Genomic DNA, 22,701 nt, shown 5'->3' with positions numbered 1-22,701 from the left:
ATCTAGATCACTGATCAGGACTGCATAAGGACATTTGTCCTATAATACCTTGGGTCTGTGCAGTTGCCCCTTCGCCCGTGTAAGCGACCGTTGCGTGATTCCCAGGTATGATGCCAGATCTTGTGTAGCTATGCGCCGGACGAGCATCGGTTCGTTCGACAGGACATGACGGTATTTATCCACAGCTGATCTGTTATTGTAGTGCAGCAAGTAACTTTCCTTTTGCTTATACTCCTGTTCCATCACCGTTTTTATGACTCCGTTCCAGGCAGTCACCTGAGCAAGCAGATCCTGATAGTCCGGGTGGCTGATCCTATAGATTACGCTATCTTCTATAGCCCTGATACTCCTTCTGGATTTTTCCTGCGCCACAAATTCCGGAAACGAGGTTACAAATTCATTTTCAAACTTGAAACAGGTTATATTTTCCTTTCCTTCTTTGTCAAGAGCGTATGCTTTTACAGCGCCAATAACAATAAATCCAATATGATGGCAAGATTCATCCTCACGGATAAAAAAATCGCCCTTTTTTAAGCAAATCTGTTTGAAGAACTGCACAGAAAAATTAATCTCCTCGGTTGAGAGAGCTCCTGTTGAAGAAATATAGTTTATTAATAGATCTGTCATTTCGCAATCTTTTTGTTCTTTTATTTTAGCTGGACCAGCTGATTGTACATAATACTACAAAAATATAAACTTCAAAGTTAATATCTTCAAACTTCTAAAATTAGTAACACTTTCCATAAGATGCTAAAATCCAAAAAATTCAACATAGGGTTCCATTGCTACTCGTCTTATAAGTCTTAAAAGATTTGTATATTTAATTTACCCGGATACTAGAATTATGTACATTTGGAATTAATAAACTCACGGGTTTGATCATGCAGATACTTCCTCCGAAAATTTTGTCGCCATACATCAAGCACTATCTTTTTTTGGAAAGTGGCGTTGATCAACATAAAAAACTGCGTTTATTTTCTGATGGCAACACCGGAATGGTATTTCTGCTAAATCAAGACTGTCTATCCCTTAATGACAGCCAACATCTACCCTATTCATTTTTGTACGGCCAGATAAGCCGTTTTCGGGATTTGTCCCTAAACAAACAAACTTCCTTTATTATTATTGTATTCCAGCCAGATGGCCTTTACAAGCTACTTGGCATATCCGCCCATGAATTAAAGGACCAGATTCTTCCTACCCAAGATGTGTTTGGACAATCGTCAGTAACGCTCTATGACACTCTTACCTATTTAAAGCAGACAACAGAGAAAGTATATACATTAAATACCTTCTTTTATAATTTGGCGGTTCAACACAAAACTTCAAGTCAGAACTTACTTCCTACTGTTTTGAAATACATTACTCATAAGAAAGGGCTGGTAACTGTTGAGCAGATGGCCCACTATAGCGGTTATACGGAGCGGCACATGGAAAGAATATTTGCCCAACAGGTTGGAATGAGTCCAAAAAAATTTGTTAATATCATCCAGCTCCATTCCTTTTTGAAGTTGCTTTGCAATAAACCAGCGGAAATCAATTTGACTTCGATCTGCTATGAAGGCGGATATTTTGATCAGTCTCACCTTATTCGAGCTTTTAAAAGAGATACGGGTATCACACCTTCTGAGTATCTGAACAACACAAATAGACTGGCCATCAATTTTATGGAATTTAAAGACAGACCTGATCCTATGTCGGGTTTATACAATTTTACTTAACGACTGCGGAATAACTTTGTCTGTATATAAATCAAAGTACTATGGACAAATTAAAAATTGCAGCTGCACAATTTGAGCATAAAAGTGCAGACAAAGCCTATAATCTATCTGTTATTGAACAACTCGCAAAAGAGGCTGCAGCCCAAGGAACCGAAGTGATTGCCTTTCACGAATGCTCCATTACCGGTTATACCTTTGCAAGAAATTTAGATAAGCAGCAAATGCTGGCTATTGCCGAACTTGTTCCTGACGGCGAGAGTACGCAACAGCTGATCGCAATAGCAGCTAAATACAATATCATTATCCTTGCCGGACTATTTGAAAAGGATGAAAATGAAAACTTATATAAACCTTATATCTGTGTTGACAAAAATGGCTTTATAGCAAAACATCGCAAGCTACATCCCTTTATAAATCCGCATTTAACTCCAGGCCAAGAGTATACTATTTTTGAAATTAAGGGCTGGAAATGTGGTATTTTAATCTGCTATGACAACAATGTCATCGAAAATGTACGTGCTACAAAATTATTGGGAGCCGATATTATCTTTATGCCACACGTCACCATGTGTACACCTTCATCCAGACCCGGAGCAGGTTTTGTTGATCCCCGGCTCTGGCAAAAACGAGAAAACGATCCAACCTCTTTGCGCTTAGAGTTTGACGGAATGAAAGGAAGGAGCTGGTTGATGAAATGGCTGCCAGCCCGGGCCTATGACAATGCGGTCTATGCTGTTTTCTCAAACCCTATTGGTATGGATAATGACCAGTTAAAAAATGGTTGTTCCATGATTTTAGATCCGTTCGGGGATATTCTGGCCGAATGCCGTACATTTGAAAATAGTTTTGTCACGACAACAATTACACCCGAAAAATTGACACAGGCAGGTGGACAACGTTATATCGCTGCCAGACGCCCCGAACTCTACCGTGATATTATCGGCAGGCAACATGCATCAGACCAAAAAGTAGTCTGGCTACATCAAGAAAGCAATTAATCCCCTAAAAATAAAAAACGGCATTTATATACTTGAATGTACCAATCCAATTTTTAATCTATTTCATCTTTTTCCCATTTAATCTATAATTAAAATTCAGTCTAAACCTACTTAAGAATTAAATTTAGACTCAATTTTTCATTGGTACAGTGAAGTATATAATTATCAAGATTTATTATATCCTTTAAAACAAAATAATCTTTTACCATTAGATATTAATTATAAGGGACGTTTATATTCCAACTTTAAGTATATAAATCAAGAATTTATAAATGTAGTAACTTCAGAAAAAATATCTAAATTAGGTTCAGATGGTGTTCCTTGTATAATTAATATATTTGATAATATAATGACTTTTTATTTTTTTGAGTGGTATCCGGATAATGATCACTGTTTTGAAATAGAAGATTAAGCATAAAAAACGGAATTTCTGTTTGAAAATTCCCTCGCAAGTTCAAGCGTCACGCTTGTGACAAAAATTAAAAGGACACGAGCAAGATGCTCACACCAGCAGATGAATTTACAACAAAAAATAAACTAATGATACATACAACCAAAGGATTATTAGGCATTATAAATAATACTCCAATTACAATAACAAGTAATGCCGTAATTAAATGGAATTTGGAAGATGCTTTAATTATACAAACGATAAATTATACTTTTAAAGAGAGCCTTGCCGATTATGATGTTAAAGAAAAAGACGACCTTAACGAACCTTACAAGTATTATCATAAACTATAAAAAACGACACTAACAAGACTTTTGCGCTTCGATTGCCCGAACGAACAAAAGCCACAAATCATTACCCCCAATACAAAACAGACATAGCGTATGACAAAAAACAGTTTCATCTTGATTTTATTTATTTGCTTGACAACTTGTTCTTGCGCACACCGTTTAAAATCTACCCCAGACAAATTCTTAGATTTTCTAAACAATTACCAAACAGACAGTTTACGGGTATTAGTTGCTGACAGTTTTCAACTTCAACGGACATACATAACTTACAAAAATGACAAGACATCATTTATTGAAGAATACGTTCCAAACTCTAAAAACTTTAACGGAAAATACACCGTTCTAAAAGCAACCTACAACAAGCAGACAACAGAATTTTTAGTAAAAGACCAAAGCGACTATTTAAAATATTTAGACATCGATTATCCGAAATGGAAAATCATCCTAACGACAAATAGTAAAGGCAAAATTAGCAGTATGACTATTGACTCTACTGAAAGTTACCAAACTTATTTGTTGCAAGTGAAACAAAAAGATGAAAATTTTGAAAGTTGGCTAAAAGTAAATTATCCTAACGAGACAAAGGAAAATTTGTATTCAACCACAGGACTTTTGACAAAACGACTTAAAGAATATGCAGAAAAGCACGGCAGGTAATAAGCGGTTTTGTGCTTCGATTTCCCGCCCGAACGCAAAGTCCCGAAACGTTGGTGGCAATTATTCAGACAACACACTTACACGAACAAAAACAAATTTAAAATGATAAAAAATAAATATATTTTATCTATCCCATTTCTTCTAACAACAGTATTAAGTTTTGGACAAAAAATAAATGTTAAAAATAGATTGGATTCTTTATCCAATTCAACGGATAGCAACTATTTACCAAAGACAGAAATTGAACTTGAAAATTGGATGAGCGAAAATTGTTTCAATTTCAATAGTTATTCAATAAACGGAAACAGTATTTATGAAGGTTTTGGAATTGACAAATCAGGTGGACTTTTAATTTGGTATTACACCGAACGTGGAAAAAAAGACAATTTAAAACACTTCAAATCAGAAAATGAAATTGTAGAATACGCTTATAATCAAATTAAGTCTGACAAATGGGCAATGACGCATTGTATAGGTTTTTCAACAGATATAAATAAAATTACTGAACTGAAAAGCAAATTACAGAAAATGAATACAGAATTTTTTGAAGACAAAATACCTTATTACGGAATACACAAACCTGTATATAGAATATTTGTATTAGGATGTGACATTAAAAAAACTGAACATTTAAAAGAAAAATATTATACAGAAAAATAAAAACTTCCATTAACAAGGGTTTTGCAAAATGGCGGGGTAAAGTCTAAATTGAAACTTTCGGCTTCGTAATCCGCAAAAGACAATAACGAATAGGAATATTATCAGCTTGCATTTATCGTTAATGAAGAACGAGAGATTTCGGCATTTAGAAACATCAAAGACAGCCACCCTAAACACTTGTTGGACATCGATCCCCGATAGCGCGGATTTACAATCCGTGCTCACTAAATCACATATCCTTAAAAACAAAACTACAACTTTTTAGGGTTGTAGTTTTTAGTTTTAATGGCACGATGGATATGCTAACCCCACGCTAAGTTAGCCTATCCAAAAGTTATATCCCTGTATTTTGTTGTTCAGTAAGAAAGCAATTTATACATCACATAGCAAGACATAATTTCACCTAATTTATAAGCTATAAAAAGAAAAAGTTCTCAGTTGAACCGAATAAAAAGCTGACTAATCACAAAAATGGAGCTTATAGTAAAAAAAATGATTTTAATCTTAAGGATGTTGCGGCTTGGTGTTCCAAAGTTAGCGGAGACAGGATTATAACATATTGATAAATAAATACCATGGTACATGTTCCAACTTATATTTGTCATATCTCCATCTTGTAAGTCATCTGTATGACTTAATCTACGCAATTTATTTCTGTTTTTATGTAGCGGCTATGGCAGAATGATCAATTTCATTCTTGAAATGTGATTTTTTTATTTTACTTATTGTTTTATGTGCTTATAAAACAGGTGTTTATACTTAGCATTAGGTCGATTCGCTTGTGTAAATTTATTCCTATTAATTGAATTGATTGATTTTGAAGCTTATTTAATATGTACTGTCTTAGATCAGTTTTACTCGATTTTATATCAGCTTATTTGTGGTGGGGCTCTTAATAGCATTGGTTTCAATAGTATAATTTCTAAGAAAGCATTTTTAGTTTTATTACAATCATTTTTAGGAAAATATTAGTCGTTTCAAATTGCATTTATATTTAATAATTTAATCAATAAGTAATGGACTTAAAAGAAAAACTCAATCAGATTGGCCCAAAGCCGGACATGATTCTTATTATTACCGACGAACAGCGTGCAACGCAGCATTTCCCGCCGGGCTGGGAAGAAAAAAACCTTCCGACTCTCACATTTCTAAAACAGAACGGATTTAGTTTTGATAGAGCTTTTTGTAATACCTGCATGTGCTCTCCCAGCCGTGCGACGTTATTTACAGGAACCTATCCTGCTAAACACGGAGTCAGCCAGACATTAACCGAAGGAGGCCTTTTATCTCCGCAGGAACCGACACTCAGTAATTCCATCCCCAACATCATGAATATGCTTTGGGCAGATGGTTATGATGTGCAGTATAGAGGTAAATGGCATATGAGTAAAGGAATAGCTCCCAATGGCACTAAAACTAATTACGATGATTTAACGGCTGCAGATATTTCATTGTATGGTGCAATGGGCTGGATTGCTCCAGATGCCGGTGAAGATGTCAATCCGCTTAATTTTGGTGGCGGATATGCCAATCATGATGCAAAATATACGGCCCAAGCCATACAATACCTTAAAGAGGTAAAAGCGCAAAGAGCAACAGGAAATCATAAACCTTACTGTCTTATCCTATCACTTGTTAATCCGCATGATGTTTTAGCATACCCAAAATCGGCTGGTAAGTCGGGATATCTTACAGATACCTGGTCGGGCAGGGAAATTGGGCTTCCGGCGAGTGTAAATGAAAATTTACTTAAAAATAAAAAACCTATGGCTCAGGAACAAATTTTACTCAACATGGCATTAAGTCTGGGCGAAATAGCTACTGATGAGGATAAGCTGAACTACATTAATTTTTATGGTTATTTATTAAGTCATGTTGATAAGGAGATTGGGTACCTAATTAAAGAACTATATAAGGAGGATGAGAATGGAAATAAATTGGCAGATTCTTCAATTGTTACTCTTACTTCGGATCATGGAGAGATGGGTTTAGCGCACGGCGGTCTGCGTCAGAAAACTTTTGTGGCCTATGAAGAAGCCTTAAGGGTGCCGCTTGTGATTTCAAATCCAATACTTTTTAAAGATCACAGCATAAAGCAATCAATGGCATTAGCAACATTGGCAGATATTATGCCGACTTTTATCGATATAGCAAATGTATCAAACCCGCCTGCAGGACTTGCAGGTGCAAGTTTGTTTCCCATAATGGAGAATAATACTCCTGTTCAGCATAGCATATTATTTACTTATGACGATATCAAGGCTGGCTCTAATAGTAATTGGACAGTTGTGAAAGCTGCTAATCGTATTCGTTGCATCAGGACGGAAAAATGGAAATTCGATTATTATTTTGATGCGTCAACAGGTTATTTCAAGCAATATGAACTATATGATTTAGTTAATGATCCATTAGAAGTTACTAATCTTGCTTACGATCCGGCATACAGTGAAATCAGAAGAGATCTAGAAGAGCAATTGCATCAGCTTGAGATAGAAAAACTCTGGGTCAATATGCCAGAAGATATTTATAGTCTAACGACATTCAACTGACAAAACAGCATTAAAAATCTAAAAAGAAACAGTTATAATAATAACAAAAACACATATATCATGTCGCAAAATATAAATTCAGGAGTGAATACAGTAAGTTATACAGATTTTAATAATCCTGCCGGACAAACAACAATACAGGGAATAAGAGGAGTTTCGGAGTCTGAAAACGTGTATATTGCAGGTAGTTTATTAAGTGAAAACAATCTTGTTCAGGGATTAATTTACGAAGGAACGCTTAAAACAAAAGGGAATGAAGGCAAATGGCATGTCGTTAATTTCCCCAGTACGCCAACAGCAGAAGTTGTAAACACTTCTTGTTATGGACCTAATAACGGACCATATGGCACGGTACAAATTGTAGGATCTTATAAGATAACTGCCTCTGCTGATAAAGCCCCGAGCGGAAATCTCGGATTTTACTACGAAGGTCCTATTGATGGTTCCGGAACATGGATTCAGGTATCGCCAAACGGAGGAAATACCAACAATGTATTTGTTCACAGCGTAATGGGTGGACTTGCTGTTGGAAATTATGATATTGAAAATGATAAAAACGGATATGCGTTTTTATATAATACCATCAATAACGAATGCACCGATTTTAAAGTGCCGGATTCACTAACTACTACCTTATATGGTATTTGGCATAATGGCGGGGATAGTTACACTATGGCCGGAGGCTATACCAGTCTGAAACTAGGTAAAATAAGCCAGGCCTTTTTGGCGGATTATAATTCTAAAACAAAAGAAATCACTAATTTAAAATCATTTAGTTACAAGAACGAAACAGCCTTATCTATAATTACTCATTTTGAAGGTATTACCATTTCTGATGAGAATGGCTATAATATGCCGTCGGATTGGATTACTCTAAATAGAGAAAAAACCGGAGCATCATTTGTTTCTGTGAAAAGAAATTCTGATGGATCATTTGGAGAAGCACAATGGACTGATATTGATTTTCCAGATTCAAGTGCTACAAGTGCTAATACGGCATATAGGAATAATATATTAGGGATTTATGTGGTCGAAGATAATTCGGGAACCAAAGCAATATCTTCTTTTGTTGCAAAAGTAAGTATTTAAAAAAAGGTGATGATATAATTTGATTGAGTTTTTAAGGTTATACCGGTACTGTAAGAAGTTTAAGTATAATTAAATTGGATATGCTAACTTAGCATGTAGTTAGAGATAAGAACAAAATCTTAAATATAGCTGATGAAAGAATGTTGTAAAAAATAACTATGTATAAAATGTAGCTTAACTTTTACTCTATTTTTTGTTTACACATTCAATTGAACATCTGATGTCGTTTTTATTGTATTTTAATAAGGTTGGATGATTGGAAATAGATTAGTATTAATACAGGCTAATTATTTATAACGTTCCACAGATTTGCATCGTAGCGGCAAGTTAAGAATAAATGTAATAAGAAATTTTGACGTTCATTTTACTTTCCAAGAAAGATAAAACGAGCTATCGCATAAAACCGCTGTTACCAGAGGTTGATTTTTCTCGTTCTAATTTTTTCCGTTCGAGTGAAATTGCTGTTGATAAGTCTTTTTGGAACTGACTTTTATAATATTTGTAGTACTCCCTATCGCCAGTATTTTTATATCCTAACTTCATTTCAAAAATTATTTGATCTGATAGTTGCGAAATAAGAGCTTTCATTTCTGTAGGCTTAGGAATTATATTGTAAGCACTTTTAGTTCTCAAATTTCCGTCAAAATTTACATAAGTATACATTGCAAAATATACATCCGCAATCGTGAGCGCTTTGTTTTTTAAGTTTTTTTTGTTTGGTAAATATGCTTTCGCTAAGACATTCAGTCTTGAAATTTTATTTATCAAGGTTTCATAATCGAATAATTTTGTAAAGCTTTTTTTATAAGTTGATGAATCATTCAAATATTTAGGTGATTCTTTTCGATTTTCTAGAAGCTCGACTTTCTGTTCAATATCTTTAAAAAGTAAAAATAAACCTCGGTAATATGATTCTAAGAACAATAGTATTTCGAGAATTTCTTCGAGTTTGGCTAATCTTAATTGCCTTTTTAAATTTTGTCTTGTAATGAAAATTGTTGCAATTGAAATAAAAATTGCTATTAATGAAACTCCAATAGGTATTGCTTTATAAAGGTCTATTTCCATAACAACATTTGAAGATGAAAGTTTTATCAATCTATGGTAACGTGTCGTCGCTTGGTGTAGTAGCGGTAAATTAAAGAGAAATGTAATGAGAAATTCTGATGTTCAGCGTATTTTCCAAGAAAGATAAAACGAGCTATAGCGCAAAACCACAGTTAGCAGAAGTTATTTTTTTCTTTATTTGAAATCACTTTCTCAGTTCAAGAAATACACTTACATGAAAATTATATGGCATTGAATCACCATACAGTGCTAAGTCTATTCCATATTTTAAATGATCCTCTCTCGTTTCTTTCAATATTTTAAAACTTGTCGATAGAACTTTATATTTTACACCATCAACATCAACTTCCTTGATTTTGGTTTCGTAATCAGAATCATCAGTAATATATAACATTCCTTTTAGTTGCTCATATTCTTCTACGTTTGCAAAAGGTTTTGATTCGCCTTCAAAATAGAAACTAACTTTTGTTTTAATATTTGTATTTTCTTCCATAACGTGGGTTTAAAATAATTTTTGTTAACGTACTGTGGTTTTGTGTAAGTCGCGGAAATCTGGAACTGAGTACACTAGGCTGGACAAAACGAAAATATGAAAAAAGCACATTCCGCAACAACTAAAACAGCAATAGCGCAAAACCGCTGTTAGCGGTAGCCTATTGTTTTAATGCCTCACCAATATTTCTCAATTCTTCGAAACTTTCTTGAAATTTTGCCTCCATTACTTGAGTTTTGCATTGATTAAACTCATAATAAAGTTTTAAAAGATTAACATACAATTTTCTTTCTTCTTCATTTGTAGATTCTCCTTCTCCAAGACTCAAAGGTGAACAAAAAAGAGAAAAGTTAAAAAATAATCTACCATAATTAATTATTTTTTCTATATCTGGAGTGTAAATTTCAAGTTCAGATTTTCCGTCAAAATTTGCTTGAAGTTTTTCAAAAATCTTTTTTTGCTCAAAAACCAAATTTGGAATTGCGTAAGAAGCCTTTGTAATTTTTTCTTCATTTTCATAGTATTTTTCAAGAATTTCTTTAAAAATTAGTTTGTCATTTTCAAAATTATCTTTCGAAATATTACTAGGATTTACATTACTAATTTTATTGACTAGATAAACTATTTCTTTTAGTTTACTCGCACCTAGGAAAAATTCTCTTTTGAAATCATATCTAGTTATATGCAAAGTGTTTTTTGATATGTTATTTGATCGCCAAGCCAAAACAATTGCGCCAATTGAAATCAATAGCGCAAAATTTTCTTTTGTAAAATGTTGAATTATGTACATAATGTTTATTTAGATTGCTGCTAACATTGTTTTTACGAAACTTTCTCCTTATTTATTTCGTAAAAAAGCTATGTTGCTGTATTTCGTAGATCCCCAAGAAAGCAATTTATACATGATAAAACAATACGTATTTTTACTTAATTTATAGACAATTAGAATTTGCAATAAAAATGAAAATCGCTCTATTTGCTTAAGGAAGAATTAGAGAAATAAGCAAAATAAAAAAGCCCTGATTTAAAATCAGGGCTTTTGTAAAGTTGCGGAGAAAGAGGGATTCGAACCCCCGGACCTGTTACAGTCAACAGTTTTCAAGACTGCCGCAATCGACCACTCTGCCATTTCTCCAATACATCGCAACCATTTCCTGATTGCGGTTGCAAATATAGAAAGCTTTTTTATTTCTGCAAATTTTTTATGGCAAAAAAATACGCCAATTGCTCCCTTATAAAACTTCCCTTCTTTTACCGTTTTATAACCAGGTCTATAAAAACCGCTAAAAACGTTACAGTAATCGTAAAACAGAGCATCCCTAAGATATAAGAAGCCGCCGCTTTAAAATAATTTACCGGTCTGACCGGATCAAAAAACTGCCCGATTGCCCAGGAGCAATAAACTAAAAACAACATTCCTGAAATCTGCATTAAACTGATATTCGTTACACCTTCGGCAATGGCGAAAACAGCAAACAACAACATCCCCATACCCATCACAAAGCACAACAGGATTAATATCTCAAAGAAATTATAGCGGTATTTGCGGAAGAACAGCTTTACCCAGGTTGCAATAAACACGCCCATGATAATATTGGAATACCCGTAATGATTCTGAATCCAGTCAAAAATAGCAACCAATGCCGAATTCTTTACCTCCTTCAGCTGCACATACCCACCTTCGATATGGAAAAAATGACTGATGATCGAATAAATCAGCGAGCTGACAATAACAAAAAGTATCGGCTTAACAAGCCGGCTTCTGTTATCCGTGATAAACTCCCGGATGTTTTGTCCGGGTCTGATTATCAGCTCCTTTATCGTAAACAATATCCCCTTTTCAAAATGTAGCACGTGTTCGATCTCATGCAGGATATAATGAGCATCTATTCGTTTGAGATTTACCGGCTGTCCGCAATCGGAACAAAAATTCCCGGTCAGCTCACTTTTACAATTTTTACAATTACTCATTTCTTACTTCTTATATCTTACCTAAAACCTATAATTATCCATTAATAATCTTGTACAAAGTACAGAAAGATATTTAATTTGTACCTTACACCTCAGTGTAGTTTTAACGTCCATGGAAAGAAATAAAAAAATACTGTTTTCCGATAAAAATCACATCTCAAGTATTGCGAAAGAAGAATCGTTTCAACTTGAGAATTACCTTGAAGTTGTCAGGTCCTTTTCCCGTTTAACGTATGAAAGTATCTACGTGATCGACTATAAAGACATGGTATTTGAATTCGTTTCGGACAATCCTCTGTTTTTATGCGGCCATACTCCGGCCGAAGTTCAGGAATCCGGTTATGATTTTTACCTGAAAAATGTTCACCCGGACGATCTTGAATTACTCACAGTGATCAACACGGAAGGATTTAACTTTTTTGATAAATTACCCAATAATGAAGACCGGAAAAGCTATACCATTACCTACGACTTCCGCCTGATCAATGAAAAAGGAAAACCGATGCTCATCAGCCATAAGCTCACCCCGGTCTTTCTGACGAATGAAGGAAAAATATGGAAAGCGATCTGTGTGGTTTCCCTTTCAAACAATCAGAAATCCGGAAACATCATCATCTCCAAACAAGGCTCCGGCAGTATCTGGAAACTGGACACCGGCAGCCGCGAATGGCTGGTGGAACAAAAACAAAAACTATCACCAAAGGAAATCGAGATCCTGAGACTATACACCCAGGGATACAGCATCAACCAGATTGCCGAAATGACTTTTGTAACCTCCGATACCGTTAAATACCACAGGCGTAAAATCTTTGAGAACTTTGGGGTCAGCAACATTACCGAAGCCTTATTCTATGCCATCAACAACAAACTCATTTAAAAGTGTTTTTTGTATCTTTGGTCAGCACCCTGTTATGTAACCGCTATGAACCCTAAAGTTGATTTTTATTTTGATAAAGCCGACACATGGCAGAAAGAACTGGAACAATTGAGAACGATTGTACTGGAATGCGGACTTACCGAAGAATTAAAATGGGGTACTCCCTGCTATACCTTTCAGAAAAACAACATCGTTTTACTACATGTATTTAAAGAATACTGTGCCGTTTTGTTTTTCAAGGGCGCGCTGCTGCACAATACCGATGGCATCCTGATACAGCAAACAAAAAACACACAGGCTACCCGCCAGATCCGGTTTACCAGTGTACAGCAAATAACGGAGCAGAAAACCATCCTGAAAGCCTATATCTATGAAGCCATAGAAGTGGAAAACGCCGGATTGGAAGTCCGCTTTAAAAAAACGGATGAATTCACCGTTCCGGACGAATTTCAGCAGAAACTAAACGAAACGCCGGCTCTGAAAACGGCATTTGAAGCCTTAACACCCGGACGCCAAAGAGCCTATCTCCTTTATTTTGCCGCACCCAAACAATCCAAAACCCGGGAATCAAGAATTGAGAAATACACCCCACAAATTCTCGAAGGCAAAGGATTAAAAGATTAGTCACATCCAAAAACAAACACATACTTCACACTTCTAATCTCATACCTCATACCTCATACTTCTAACCTCATACCTCAAACCTCATACTTCTAACCTCTCACCTCATACCTCAAACCTAAACCATCACCTCCCGGAACAGACTCTTAATCAACTCAATCTCCTTCGCATAGGTCGTATTCTTCCGGTTGGCAAAATAAAGCGTATTTTTCAGCTGCTTATGCCCTTTCCAGACCAGCTTTACCAGTCCGTTTTCAATTTCTTTGCTGCACAGGAAATCCGGTATAACCGCCAGTCCTTTCCCGCTGCTCAGGCATCTGACGATCGAATTAAGGTTCGGTACTATATAATTGGGTCTGAAATCGGGATTACTGCCAAAATTAAGCTGCCAGAAACGAAACAGATGCTCCATATCCCCTGTTGTACCGTACCATTTCTGCGCTTTCAGCCATTGCTCTGCTTCGGCATATTTTTTCTGTTTGGTCAATTGCTGAAAAGGAACAGCATCAATATCTTTCCCCGCTACCAGTACAATGGTCTCCGATGAAAATGCCTGATGTTCAATATTACCCGAAGTCCCTTTTTGCGGCGTGATAATTAAATCCAGAATACCCTTATCCAGATTGTCGAGCATTTCGTGATAATCGCCAAAACGGATAATTACATTAAACGGAAGCGTAGAAATATACTGTTCCAGTGTGATCTGGAACGTCTCAAAGCACATTCCGATACTAATGGTGAGCGTATGTTTTTCCGTGCTACGCTGGAAATTCTTCTCCGCTTCTTCCAATGAAGCAAGACTTTCCGCAACAGCGTTATACAAAATCTTTCCCCTTTCGGTAGGAACCATTTTCCTGCCGGAACGTTCAAAAAGCTTATAGCCCACATAACTTTCCAGGGAACTCAAATGCAGGCTGACACCCGGCTGGGAAATAAACAAAGATTCCGCAGCACCGGTGAGCGTTCCGCTTTGATAGATTGCTTTAAACGTACGATACCATTCCAGATTTACCATAGCCAATTATAATTATTATAATACAAAGGTATAAATCATATTATTTTTATGATACTAATTTACCCTTTAATTTTGTCCTGTCATTTAATAACAAAATACAATGAAAAAAATATTGATCATAAATGCAGGGCAAAACTTCGGTCATTCCGGCGGAAGGTTCAACAATACTATAGCGGAAGAAACACTTGCTTTTTTCGGCAGTCAGCAAAACGTAGCGCTACAACAGACCACTATTGCAAACGGGTATAACCCAGACGAGGAAGTAGCCAAATTTGTATGGGCCGACACCATCATCTACCACACCCCGATATGGTGGTTTCAGGTACCGAACGGCTTTAAAAAATACATTGATGAGGTATTCACTGCCGGACATCAGAAAGGCATTTACCACAGCGACGGCCGTTCGGCTGCAAACCCGAAAATCAATTACGGAACCGGCGGTATGCTTCACGGCAGATCCTATATGCTTACCACAAGCTGGAACGCTCCGGAAACCGCATTTACCCTACCCGGAGAATTCTTTAACGAACATAGTGTCGATGAAGGTCCTCTATTCGGTTTTCACAGAATGAATGCCTTTATCGGACTGCAACCGCTAAAAAGCTTCCATTTCCATGATGTGGAAAAAAATGCCGACATAGACCGGGACATGGCTATTTACCGGGACCACCTCGCAACCGTATTCAACACCCAATTACACGAAAAAGCCGTACTATGAAAATACATTTAACAGCCATCATTAAAGCAAAAGCCGAATACCGGGACGACGTACTGGCGGTATTGCAGCACATGGTCACCCAAACCCGCAAAGAAGAAGCCTGCGAATTGTACAGCCTGCATCAGGGACTGGAAGACAAAAACATTTTTTCCTTTTACGAAATATGGAAAAATAAAGAAGGACTGGAAGCCCATAACCAGCAGCCTTACATTCAGGAATTTGGCGAACTGGTAGCCGAAAAACTACAGGAACAGCCAACCATTTTACGCACAACATTACTATATTACACCACAACATGGAATACAGAAAATTAGGAAATACAGCATTGGAATTATCAGCAATTACTCATGGCGCTTTTGCCATTGGCGGTAATATGTGGGGCGGCAACGAGAAAAAAGATTCCATCAACTCCATTCACGCCTCCTTAGATCACGGAGTAACCTCCATTGATACCGCTCCTTTTTACGGATTCGGTTTAAGCGAGCAAATGATAGGCGAAGCCATTAAAGGAAAAGACCGCTCCAAAATACAGCTTTTAACCAAATTCGGATTGGTCTGGGACGGCAGCAACCAGGGAAAAGGTGAATTTTTCTTTGACGCCGAAGAAAACGGAACCAAAATCCCGGTATACAAATTTGCTTCAAAAGCCAATATTATTAAGGAAGTAGAAGAAAGTCTGAAACGTTTAGGAACAGACTATATCGACCTGTTACAATTGCACTGGCCGGACAGCACAACCCCCATCAGCGAAACGATGGAAGCGTTGGATTTACTGATCCGGCAGGGAAAAATCCGTACAGCCGGTGTGAGCAATTATAGTGTAGACCAGTTAAAAGAAGCTTCCGGCACTCTGAAATTAGCCAGCAACCAGGTTTCCTACAGCATGCTCAACCGTGCTATCGAAAACGATTTAGTACCCTACTCTTTAGAAACCCAGACCGGGATTATCGTATACAGCCCGATGGAAAGAGGTCTGCTAACCGGTAAATACTTTAAAGAAAGTAAACTGAAAGACAATGACCACCGCAACGGATACTTCTCCCAGTTTGATCTGGATAAAGTAAAAAACTTTTTGGAAGCCATTGAACCGATTGCGCAAAGCAAAGGCGCCACACTTTCCCAGTTAGTGTTACGCTGGACAACCCTTCAGCCGGCCATCAGCGTAGTATTGGCCGGTGCCCGAAATGCTGCACAGGCAATTGCCAACGCACAGGCGATGAACATTACCATCACGCCCGGAGAGCTGCAGCTGATTAACGATGAACTTTCAAAACTGTAATCATGAAAGCTAAAAATCTTTTATCAATCATAAGCCTGGCAGCGATAGCATTATCCGGCGGATTTTCGCTGCAAGCCCAGAATCAGGCAAACAACAGCTGGTATCCGTCGGGATATGGCGCAGCCGATGAAATCGGTGCCGCCAATCTGATCACTCCCGAAGTAGTCATGCAGGCTGTTAAACTGGTAAAAACAGGTAAAACATACCCTTTGGCAGTTCCGGTAGACAAAAACTTACCCGCCTTCCGGCACCGGAGCTTTCACCTGTATAACATTCAGCCCGGAGAACAGGGCGGACAGACATTAGGCCCGAATAAATTCAGTTTTAACGACGAACTGGTAAATGCCTGGACCGGCGTAGGAACCCAGCTTAACGGTATCGGCCATATCGGGATAGACAACATATATTACAACGGCAATAAGGCTGCCGATTTCGTTACCGTTGAAGGAGTCAAAAAACTGGGTATCGAAAAAGTGCCGCCAATCGTAACCCGAGGGGTGGTTCTGGACATGACAGCTCATTACGGAAAAGCCATTGTACCCGGCGGTACCGAGTTTAGCGTAGCCGATATTCAGACCGTACTTAAAAAGCAGGGATTAACGATCCGTAAAGGCGATGTGGTGCTGTTCCACACCGGATGGCTGGAACTGATCGGAAAAGATAACAAACAATTCCTGGAAGTAGAACCGGGTATCGGTATGGAAGCTGCAAAATGGCTGGCCGATCAGGGCATCGTTGCTTTTGGCGGCGACACCTGGGCTTCGGAAGTATATCCCAATCAGAAAAGCAATGACGAATTTCCCGTTAATCAGTTTATGCTGGCAAAACGCGGCATCTACAATCTGGAATTAATAGACAGCCGGGCATTAGTGAAAGATAAAGTCTGGGAATTCCTGTTTGTTTTGGGGCAGCCGTTATATGTAGGCTCCACCCAGGTTAACATAAACCCCGTTGCGATACATTAATTTACCGGCTAACGTTACAATACAAAAGGCTGGTGTAGTCCTGTTTTAGCAGTGCTACACCAGCCTCTTTCTTTTTTAATCTCTTAATTACGAACAAACCAACGGGCAGCAACCATTTGGAGTTCGCCGTAATCCGGTGCTGCATCACAAACCCAGGCAACAATCCCGTCAGGACGTACCAGTATGGCACTCAAACCCAATTGCTCCTTTGCACTGCCCGAAACATACCGGATTTGCCGGCTATATTCATTTGCTAAACTCTTTAGGGAATCATTATTATTAAAATCAAGCAGTATTCCCAGCCCGTCATGCATCAAGTCGCCAATTGTTGTACCGTCTTCCAACTCAAAATTGGGAACACTGTAACCAATTAAAGGATGATTGCCTCCGAGATGGTAATGCGTCTGAACACCCCATACCCGTCCTGCAATATAGGTAGCCCCATCGCGGGTGTCGATAAGATCACGGACAATTGCATACAGCGCCCGGGCATCCGGATCCGGCTTCATGATCGCTGCCTGCGCACGCGACCAATCCAAAACACGGGCACCAATAGGGTGCCTTTCGGTAAAATAACTGTCCAGTAAACTTTCCGGTGCTGCCGTTTTGATAACCGCAGCAAGCTTCCAGCCCAGGTTCATCGCGTCGCCCAGTCCGAGGTTAAGTCCCTGACCGCCCAACGGTGCGTGAATATGCCCCGCATCACCGGCTAAAAATATCCGTCCGTTGCGATAAGCTGTCGCCTGCCGTGCCCGGTCGGTCCAGGTAGTGGCGATATGCAGGGCAGTGATCGTAACATCAGTGTCCGAAATACGGCGCAATACCTCCTGAACATGTTCGGCCGTGACCGGCTCTCCCGAATTATGAAATGCCCCGCCATCAAAATCCTGTATAACCAGAAAACCCGGCTGCGACTGCAGGTACATCCCGGTTGCGGTCACGTTTCGGCCCGGAAGAAGTTTTTCCGGATTGGCCAGGTCAACTTTAGCAGAATAGCCGGTAAACTTCGGTTCCGTACCGGCAAACTCAAAACCGCCCGCCTTACAGACAACACTACGGCTGCCATCACAACCCACAAGCCATTTGCCGGTAAAAGACTGTTCTCCGGACCGGACTGTCACGCCAGCTTCCGTTTGACAAAAATCCGTTACGGCAAAACCGCGTTTGACGGTTACTCCCAAAGTTACTGCCCGGCGGGTAAACACCGTTTCAAGCTCTTCCATTTCAGATAACAAATTCGTTTCCGTTGCGCCGGACAGCCGGTACGGCCACTGCGTGCTGTCAATATTGCCTTGATGGAATGGAATACCGGCAAAGTGTCCTACCTGGCGGCGCGGTCCTGCTACGGCATGGGAATGCGGATTTTTAACGCGTTTGTGTATTTCCAGTTCATGGAGCAGTCCGCGGCGGTAAAGTGCTTCAATAGTCGGTGCCGAAAGTCCGCGTATCCCGAAAGGAAGCTGTTTTAAAGGCGAATGCGGCTGCGCTGCCTTTTCCATTACCAGCACCGAGCATTTTGCCAGGGCCAGTTCACAGGCAAGGAATAGTCCTACCGGTCCGGCACCGGAAATGATAACATCATAAACCGTAGGCTGCTGTGCGAAATTGTTGCTTTCAATTGTTGTTTTCATAATGATATGATTGAAGCACAAAATTCCGGAATGTTACTGTGTCTGGCTTGTACAAACACGACAAAATTACGGCTTACAGGCGGTTTCCCATTTTTGCTTTGCGGGCAAATGCCGCCGGCGTCGTACCGCTGTAGCGCTTGAATTCCCGGCTGAGATGGGATTGATCCGTATAACCGAACTCGTGTGCCAAACCGGCAAGATTCGAATCCGGATAAAGCCATAAGTGGTTTCGCACCTGTTCAAAACGCATCAAACCGGACACGTCTTTAACCGTATAACCGGACGATTGTTTGAATTTCCTTTCCAGCGTACGAACCGTTGCATGAGCTGCTACTGCTACCTCGCTAACCGGCAGCATCCCATTGGCGCTTCTCATCGCCACTCCTGCTTTGGATAGTAGATTGTTGGCAGTAACCTGCGGCCGTGCCTCCAAAAAATACTGTTTTACCCGGGTCACGGCTTCATCAATCCTGCCGGCATCGATAAACGGATGTAATTCCGACTGAAGCCGGGCAACAGGATGTTCAAACAGGTACACTGCTGTGTTACCGGACGGCAGTCCGAGTAAGTCAAACACTGTCCAGGGAAAACAACGGATACCGATGATTTCCAGGCGGTCTTTTGTGTTTAGAATAACCGGCTGATTGAGCAGCCCCATAATAAACGGTGATGGCAACGGCTGCAGGTTTCCCTCAGAAGAAATGCTGCAGGGACTTCCGAAATGAAAAATTATTTCGGCATAGCCATCGGGCATTACCTCAAAATCTGATTGCTGTCCGCCAAAGTCTATTTGGGTATACCAAAAACATTTTATGATATCCCGCAGTTCCTCCGGTGGTTCAAATTCCTGGTGCAGCATGTTGAAAGATAGCCTGTTTGGGTTATGGAATATATAAACGAAAAACTACTGTATTTCAGCGTGTCTTCCGGAACAGGCCGGAATACGTTTACAGATTCATTAAAAAATTATTCTATCGTCTAAAAAGCCTTATACCAACTGATTAAACAAGGAAACAATCCTATTCAAAACTAAGCAATTATTTTAAAGAATGAACAAAAGGACTAACGGGAATTGTTCCCGCCAGTCCTTTTTATGGGCAATAACCCAGCTTTAGACTAACCAGTTATTTTCAACGACTGAATAAGCCCGGCAGCTTGTTCAAAATAATACTTTAAAATTATCGGGCTGCCGGCAAATGTGCCTGAAATTTCGGCTGTCAGCACACCAAAAGTACCGCTTTCGGTATATTTAAGCGGTGTCATTACGGTTTTATAATCTTCGTTTGCTTTCGCAATCCATTGGGCAATTTCACTTCGCCCATTGTAGGTATTGCCTTCATCAATAATGACGGCTGTTTCGGTAAAACAGGCGGCATAAGCAGCCGCATCATAATTGTCCTGTGCTGCTATTAATGCCGCTATACTATCGGGTAAATTCATCCGGTTCTCTTTTATGGTTATTAAATGGTAGGAATCGTTCCTCCGTCAATCACATACTCGGTTCCTGTTAAATAGTGTGCTCTCGGCGATACTAAAAAGCCTACTAACTCTGCAATTTCTTCCGGTTGTGCCGGTCTGCCAATCGGGATACCGCCCAAAGCATCCATAACGCTTTGCGTTGCCTGCCCGACAGTACTGTTCGAACTTTCGGCTATCCGTTCCATCATTCTTGTTGCCGCTGTGGTCATGATCCAGCCCGGGGAAACGGTCAGCACACGAACCCCTTTGGACGATACTTCATTAGACAGGCTTTTGCTGTAATTGATCAGTCCGGCTTTAGCTGCGGCATACGGTAAGGTAGCATCAAATAACGGCAGTCTTCCCTGTATCGAAGCAATATGAATGATTACGCCGCTTCCTCTGGCAATCATCTGCGGTAATATTCCCCTGTCTAAACGAACAGGTGCCAGTAAATTCGTCTGGATCGTTGCCTCCCAGTCACTATCGGTAAGTGCAGCAAAACCACCTCCGGGTGTTTCCGAACCGCCCAGATTGTTGATCAGAATATCAAGCCGCCCAAACTGCGACAGTACCCCAGTCACTACAGCCTGTGTTCCTTCGGGCTTGCTCAGGTCGGCAGCGATAAAGTGCAGCCGTCCGTCTTCCTTTTCAGGAGCATTACGCGCCGTGATGATAACGGTTGCCCCGGCTTTCAGTAATCGGTCGGCAATCGCTTTTCCGGCTCCTTTTGTTCCGCCGGTAACCAATGCGATCTTGCCCGACAATTCATTATTAAAATTAAATTCCTGTTCCATGGTGTTCTTTTTTATTGCAAATTTGGGGCGTATGATCAAGCTGTACAAGTACGGAAAAACGATTCCCATAGGGATAAATTGATCCCCTATTGTACATTTTGAAACATCGGGTTAAATTTGTATTATGTACGAAAGAAAAATTATTCCGAACCTGAACTGCGGCCTGGACCTGATTGGAGAAGTCCTGTACGGCCGGTGGAAAATCCGTTTGCTCTGGTTTATCAATGAAGGATACCTGCGGCCCAGCGAACTGCAACGCAAAATTCCCGATGCCTCCAGAAGGGTTTTGAATATGCAGCTTAAGGAACTGGAAGAACATGAATTGATTGTCAAGGAAATTTATCCCGTTGTACCACCCAAGGTCGAATACCGCTTAACCGCATTTGGTGAAACCTTAATCCCTGTTATTTCCGTTTTAGGGCAATGGGGCGATCAAAATGAGGAGCGTTTAAGAACCGTGATCCTGAAAAGACTTGAAGACATCCGAAATTTAAAATCCTAAAAAATGGCGCTTTCCAACTACTTTGAATCCAATTATAAAATGTTCGGCTATGTCAGAATAGATGACGCTGTGCTGCACAATATCAATACCGGTCTGTATAAAATGTACATACAGGTATTGTATCTTCCTAAAGGTTATAAACTGACCATCGATTTTAACGACTATACCACAGAAGAGCCGACTTTGTTTTTTGTGAGCAACAACCAATACATTCAAATACTGGAAACCGGCAGCGAGGAAGCACACTTTATTTACTATAACCGTGATTTTTACTGCATACAGATCCATGATGCCGAAGTGGCCTGCGACGGAATACTGTTCAACAACATCTATAACATGCCAATGACCCGCTTATCGGAAGGAGAAGCGGCTATTATTGATCATGTCTATACGCAACTGATAGACGAGCTTACCATAAAGGAATCGTCGCAGGAAGAAATGCTCAGAACCTATCTGAAACAGCTCATCATCAGAGCCACCAGGATATGGAAAAAACAGCAGCTTGGCAGACTAAATGAGGAACCCGCCAAAGAAATCGATTTTTTCAGGGACTTTAGCCGCTTGGTGGAAATACATTTTAAAGACAAACATACCGTGGCAGATTATGCCGATCTTTTAGGCCTGGCTCCCAAAACAATCTCCGCCCGTTTTAACCGCCTGGATCTGGCAGCCCCGAATGATATTATTAAGGACCGGATCATACTGGAAGCAAAACGGTTGTTGTGTTATTCTCCATATAGCGTAAAGGAAATCGCATACAAACTGGGTTATGAAGATCCGGCATATTTTAACCGCCTGTTTTTGAACAAAACGGGTGACACGCCTTCCAATTTTAAGAAAAAATACCTTTCAGGGAAAAATATACAATTATAATCAACTTTTACACATTTT

The 22,701-nt window shown here is 39.4% G+C and carries 25 protein-coding genes and 1 tRNA gene; 15 read left to right on the top strand and 11 right to left on the bottom strand.

What is annotated here, in order from left to right; translation table 11 throughout:
- Nucleotides 1-39: 39 nt before the first annotated feature.
- Nucleotides 40-627, bottom strand: coding sequence for a Crp/Fnr family transcriptional regulator (locus BGO42_RS07070; protein ID WP_273246203.1), 588 nt, complete (start codon nucleotides 625-627; stop codon nucleotides 40-42).
- Between the two features lie 254 nt (nucleotides 628-881).
- Between BGO42_RS07070 and BGO42_RS07065 the strand changes: the two genes are divergently transcribed.
- The 7 genes from BGO42_RS07065 to BGO42_RS07035 all read left to right on the top strand — a co-directional run bounded on the left by BGO42_RS07065 (nucleotide 882) and on the right by BGO42_RS07035 (nucleotide 8,415).
- The gene (locus tag BGO42_RS07065) at nucleotides 882-1,721 is read left to right on the top strand and encodes a helix-turn-helix transcriptional regulator (RefSeq protein WP_273246202.1); all 840 of its coding nucleotides are present in this window, start codon (nucleotides 882-884) and stop codon (nucleotides 1,719-1,721) included.
- Nucleotides 1,722-1,762: 41 nt separating this feature from the next.
- Nucleotides 1,763-2,719, top strand: a complete 957-nt coding sequence (locus BGO42_RS07060; protein WP_273246200.1) for a nitrilase family protein — start codon at nucleotides 1,763-1,765, stop codon at nucleotides 2,717-2,719.
- A 498-nt stretch (nucleotides 2,720-3,217) separates the two neighbouring features.
- Nucleotides 3,218-3,463, top strand: a complete 246-nt coding sequence (locus BGO42_RS07055; RefSeq protein WP_273246199.1) for a hypothetical protein — start codon at nucleotides 3,218-3,220, stop codon at nucleotides 3,461-3,463.
- Nucleotides 3,464-3,553: 90 nt separating this feature from the next.
- Nucleotides 3,554-4,117, top strand: coding sequence for a hypothetical protein (locus BGO42_RS07050; protein WP_273246198.1), 564 nt, complete (start codon nucleotides 3,554-3,556; stop codon nucleotides 4,115-4,117).
- 102 nt (nucleotides 4,118-4,219) lie between these two features.
- Complete coding sequence (locus BGO42_RS07045; RefSeq protein WP_273246196.1) at nucleotides 4,220-4,777, top strand: hypothetical protein; 558 nt, start codon at nucleotides 4,220-4,222, stop codon at nucleotides 4,775-4,777.
- A 1,016-nt stretch (nucleotides 4,778-5,793) separates the two neighbouring features.
- On the top strand, nucleotides 5,794-7,326 hold the full coding sequence (locus BGO42_RS07040) for a sulfatase family protein (protein ID WP_273246194.1): 1,533 nt from the start codon (nucleotides 5,794-5,796) through the stop codon (nucleotides 7,324-7,326).
- 60 nt (nucleotides 7,327-7,386) lie between these two features.
- Nucleotides 7,387-8,415: a hypothetical protein gene (locus BGO42_RS07035; protein ID WP_273246192.1), complete on the top strand. Its 1,029-nt coding sequence runs from the start codon at nucleotides 7,387-7,389 to the stop codon at nucleotides 8,413-8,415.
- 390 nt (nucleotides 8,416-8,805) lie between these two features.
- On the opposite strand, the gene BGO42_RS07030 is transcribed toward BGO42_RS07035, so the two are convergent.
- The 5 genes from BGO42_RS07030 to BGO42_RS07010 all read right to left on the bottom strand — a co-directional run bounded on the left by BGO42_RS07030 (nucleotide 8,806) and on the right by BGO42_RS07010 (nucleotide 11,947).
- Nucleotides 8,806-9,483: a hypothetical protein gene (locus BGO42_RS07030; RefSeq protein WP_273246190.1), complete on the bottom strand. Its 678-nt coding sequence runs from the start codon at nucleotides 9,481-9,483 to the stop codon at nucleotides 8,806-8,808.
- Nucleotides 9,484-9,667: 184 nt separating this feature from the next.
- The gene (locus BGO42_RS07025; protein WP_273246188.1) at nucleotides 9,668-9,976 is read right to left on the bottom strand and encodes a hypothetical protein; all 309 of its coding nucleotides are present in this window, start codon (nucleotides 9,974-9,976) and stop codon (nucleotides 9,668-9,670) included.
- Nucleotides 9,977-10,136: 160 nt separating this feature from the next.
- Complete coding sequence (locus tag BGO42_RS07020) at nucleotides 10,137-10,766, bottom strand: hypothetical protein (protein WP_273246186.1); 630 nt, start codon at nucleotides 10,764-10,766, stop codon at nucleotides 10,137-10,139.
- A 260-nt stretch (nucleotides 10,767-11,026) separates the two neighbouring features.
- Nucleotides 11,027-11,111: transfer RNA gene (locus BGO42_RS07015), tRNA-Ser, on the bottom strand.
- 116 nt (nucleotides 11,112-11,227) lie between these two features.
- Nucleotides 11,228-11,947: a DUF3667 domain-containing protein gene (locus BGO42_RS07010; RefSeq protein ID WP_273246184.1), complete on the bottom strand. Its 720-nt coding sequence runs from the start codon at nucleotides 11,945-11,947 to the stop codon at nucleotides 11,228-11,230.
- A 112-nt stretch (nucleotides 11,948-12,059) separates the two neighbouring features.
- On the opposite strand from BGO42_RS07010, the gene BGO42_RS07005 reads away from it, so the two are divergent.
- On the top strand, nucleotides 12,060-12,824 hold the full coding sequence (locus BGO42_RS07005) for a LuxR C-terminal-related transcriptional regulator (protein ID WP_177733441.1): 765 nt from the start codon (nucleotides 12,060-12,062) through the stop codon (nucleotides 12,822-12,824).
- 45 nt (nucleotides 12,825-12,869) lie between these two features.
- Nucleotides 12,870-13,448 (top strand): YdeI/OmpD-associated family protein, encoded by a 579-nt coding sequence (locus tag BGO42_RS07000; RefSeq protein ID WP_273246182.1) that lies wholly within the window; start codon nucleotides 12,870-12,872, stop codon nucleotides 13,446-13,448.
- Between the two features lie 115 nt (nucleotides 13,449-13,563).
- Here BGO42_RS07000 and BGO42_RS06995 read toward each other — a convergent pair whose 3' ends face one another.
- Complete coding sequence (locus tag BGO42_RS06995; RefSeq protein WP_273246180.1) at nucleotides 13,564-14,460, bottom strand: LysR family transcriptional regulator; 897 nt, start codon at nucleotides 14,458-14,460, stop codon at nucleotides 13,564-13,566.
- A 100-nt stretch (nucleotides 14,461-14,560) separates the two neighbouring features.
- Here BGO42_RS06995 and BGO42_RS06990 point away from each other — a divergent pair, with 100 nt between their 5' ends.
- The 4 genes from BGO42_RS06990 to BGO42_RS06975 are packed head-to-tail and all read left to right on the top strand — an operon-like array spanning nucleotide 14,561 to nucleotide 17,422.
- On the top strand, nucleotides 14,561-15,178 hold the full coding sequence (locus BGO42_RS06990; protein WP_273246178.1) for an NAD(P)H-dependent oxidoreductase: 618 nt from the start codon (nucleotides 14,561-14,563) through the stop codon (nucleotides 15,176-15,178).
- Nucleotides 15,175-15,492 carry a putative quinol monooxygenase gene (locus tag BGO42_RS06985; protein WP_273246176.1) on the top strand — a complete coding sequence of 106 codons (318 nt, stop codon included), beginning with the start codon at nucleotides 15,175-15,177 and terminating at the stop codon, nucleotides 15,490-15,492. The genes BGO42_RS06990 and BGO42_RS06985 overlap by 4 nt, the downstream gene beginning before the upstream one ends.
- Entirely contained in the window at nucleotides 15,474-16,457 is a 984-nt protein-coding gene (locus BGO42_RS06980; protein WP_273246175.1) for an aldo/keto reductase, read from the top strand. The genes BGO42_RS06985 and BGO42_RS06980 overlap by 19 nt, the downstream gene beginning before the upstream one ends.
- A gap of 2 nt (nucleotides 16,458-16,459) precedes the next feature.
- Nucleotides 16,460-17,422 (top strand): cyclase family protein, encoded by a 963-nt coding sequence (locus tag BGO42_RS06975; RefSeq protein WP_273246174.1) that lies wholly within the window; start codon nucleotides 16,460-16,462, stop codon nucleotides 17,420-17,422.
- An 83-nt stretch (nucleotides 17,423-17,505) separates the two neighbouring features.
- On the opposite strand, the gene BGO42_RS06970 is transcribed toward BGO42_RS06975, so the two are convergent.
- The 4 genes from BGO42_RS06970 to BGO42_RS06955 form a co-directional block, all read right to left on the bottom strand.
- Nucleotides 17,506-19,053, bottom strand: a complete 1,548-nt coding sequence (locus BGO42_RS06970; protein ID WP_273246172.1) for an FAD-dependent monooxygenase — start codon at nucleotides 19,051-19,053, stop codon at nucleotides 17,506-17,508.
- A gap of 73 nt (nucleotides 19,054-19,126) precedes the next feature.
- Nucleotides 19,127-19,912 carry a DUF6597 domain-containing transcriptional factor gene (locus tag BGO42_RS06965; protein ID WP_273246171.1) on the bottom strand — a complete coding sequence of 262 codons (786 nt, stop codon included), beginning with the start codon at nucleotides 19,910-19,912 and terminating at the stop codon, nucleotides 19,127-19,129.
- Nucleotides 19,913-20,169: 257 nt separating this feature from the next.
- Nucleotides 20,170-20,493, bottom strand: coding sequence for a nuclear transport factor 2 family protein (locus BGO42_RS06960; RefSeq protein WP_177733428.1), 324 nt, complete (start codon nucleotides 20,491-20,493; stop codon nucleotides 20,170-20,172).
- A gap of 20 nt (nucleotides 20,494-20,513) precedes the next feature.
- Nucleotides 20,514-21,308 (bottom strand): SDR family oxidoreductase, encoded by a 795-nt coding sequence (locus tag BGO42_RS06955; protein WP_273246170.1) that lies wholly within the window; start codon nucleotides 21,306-21,308, stop codon nucleotides 20,514-20,516.
- Between the two features lie 124 nt (nucleotides 21,309-21,432).
- On the opposite strand from BGO42_RS06955, the gene BGO42_RS06950 reads away from it, so the two are divergent.
- Entirely contained in the window at nucleotides 21,433-21,810 is a 378-nt protein-coding gene (locus BGO42_RS06950) for a winged helix-turn-helix transcriptional regulator (RefSeq protein ID WP_273246169.1), read from the top strand.
- Between the two features lie 3 nt (nucleotides 21,811-21,813).
- Nucleotides 21,814-22,683, top strand: a complete 870-nt coding sequence (locus BGO42_RS06945) for a helix-turn-helix domain-containing protein (RefSeq protein ID WP_273246168.1) — start codon at nucleotides 21,814-21,816, stop codon at nucleotides 22,681-22,683.
- Nucleotides 22,684-22,701: the final 18 nt, after the last annotated feature.

Source organism: Flavobacterium sp. 40-81 (assembly GCF_001898245.1).
GTDB lineage: Bacteria > Bacteroidota > Bacteroidia > Flavobacteriales > Flavobacteriaceae > Flavobacterium > Flavobacterium inviolabile.
This window is presented reverse-complemented; position numbering and strand designations above follow the sequence as displayed.

Coding starts and splice junctions, on each gene's coding strand:
- BGO42_RS07045 (WP_273246196.1), top strand. CDS start 4,220: ATGATAAAAAATAAATATATTTTATCTATCCCATTTCTTCTAACAACA.
- BGO42_RS06960 (WP_177733428.1), bottom strand. CDS start 20,493: ATGAATTTACCCGATAGTATAGCGGCATTAATAGCAGCACAGGACAAT.
- BGO42_RS06990 (WP_273246178.1), top strand. CDS start 14,561: ATGAAAAAAATATTGATCATAAATGCAGGGCAAAACTTCGGTCATTCC.
- BGO42_RS06965 (WP_273246171.1), bottom strand. CDS start 19,912: ATGCTGCACCAGGAATTTGAACCACCGGAGGAACTGCGGGATATCATA.
- BGO42_RS07035 (WP_273246192.1), top strand. CDS start 7,387: ATGTCGCAAAATATAAATTCAGGAGTGAATACAGTAAGTTATACAGAT.
- BGO42_RS06955 (WP_273246170.1), bottom strand. CDS start 21,308: ATGGAACAGGAATTTAATTTTAATAATGAATTGTCGGGCAAGATCGCA.
- BGO42_RS06995 (WP_273246180.1), bottom strand. CDS start 14,460: ATGGTAAATCTGGAATGGTATCGTACGTTTAAAGCAATCTATCAAAGC.
- BGO42_RS07050 (WP_273246198.1), top strand. CDS start 3,554: ATGACAAAAAACAGTTTCATCTTGATTTTATTTATTTGCTTGACAACT.
- BGO42_RS07070 (WP_273246203.1), bottom strand. CDS start 627: ATGACAGATCTATTAATAAACTATATTTCTTCAACAGGAGCTCTCTCA.
- BGO42_RS07030 (WP_273246190.1), bottom strand. CDS start 9,483: ATGGAAATAGACCTTTATAAAGCAATACCTATTGGAGTTTCATTAATA.
- BGO42_RS06975 (WP_273246174.1), top strand. CDS start 16,460: ATGAAAGCTAAAAATCTTTTATCAATCATAAGCCTGGCAGCGATAGCA.
- BGO42_RS07060 (WP_273246200.1), top strand. CDS start 1,763: ATGGACAAATTAAAAATTGCAGCTGCACAATTTGAGCATAAAAGTGCA.
- BGO42_RS07000 (WP_273246182.1), top strand. CDS start 12,870: ATGAACCCTAAAGTTGATTTTTATTTTGATAAAGCCGACACATGGCAG.
- BGO42_RS07040 (WP_273246194.1), top strand. CDS start 5,794: ATGGACTTAAAAGAAAAACTCAATCAGATTGGCCCAAAGCCGGACATG.
- BGO42_RS07025 (WP_273246188.1), bottom strand. CDS start 9,976: ATGGAAGAAAATACAAATATTAAAACAAAAGTTAGTTTCTATTTTGAA.
- BGO42_RS06985 (WP_273246176.1), top strand. CDS start 15,175: ATGAAAATACATTTAACAGCCATCATTAAAGCAAAAGCCGAATACCGG.
- BGO42_RS06950 (WP_273246169.1), top strand. CDS start 21,433: ATGTACGAAAGAAAAATTATTCCGAACCTGAACTGCGGCCTGGACCTG.
- BGO42_RS07065 (WP_273246202.1), top strand. CDS start 882: ATGCAGATACTTCCTCCGAAAATTTTGTCGCCATACATCAAGCACTAT.
- BGO42_RS07020 (WP_273246186.1), bottom strand. CDS start 10,766: ATGTACATAATTCAACATTTTACAAAAGAAAATTTTGCGCTATTGATT.
- BGO42_RS07010 (WP_273246184.1), bottom strand. CDS start 11,947: ATGAGTAATTGTAAAAATTGTAAAAGTGAGCTGACCGGGAATTTTTGT.
- BGO42_RS06945 (WP_273246168.1), top strand. CDS start 21,814: ATGGCGCTTTCCAACTACTTTGAATCCAATTATAAAATGTTCGGCTAT.
- BGO42_RS06980 (WP_273246175.1), top strand. CDS start 15,474: ATGGAATACAGAAAATTAGGAAATACAGCATTGGAATTATCAGCAATT.
- BGO42_RS06970 (WP_273246172.1), bottom strand. CDS start 19,053: ATGAAAACAACAATTGAAAGCAACAATTTCGCACAGCAGCCTACGGTT.
- BGO42_RS07055 (WP_273246199.1), top strand. CDS start 3,218: ATGCTCACACCAGCAGATGAATTTACAACAAAAAATAAACTAATGATA.
- BGO42_RS07005 (WP_177733441.1), top strand. CDS start 12,060: ATGGAAAGAAATAAAAAAATACTGTTTTCCGATAAAAATCACATCTCA.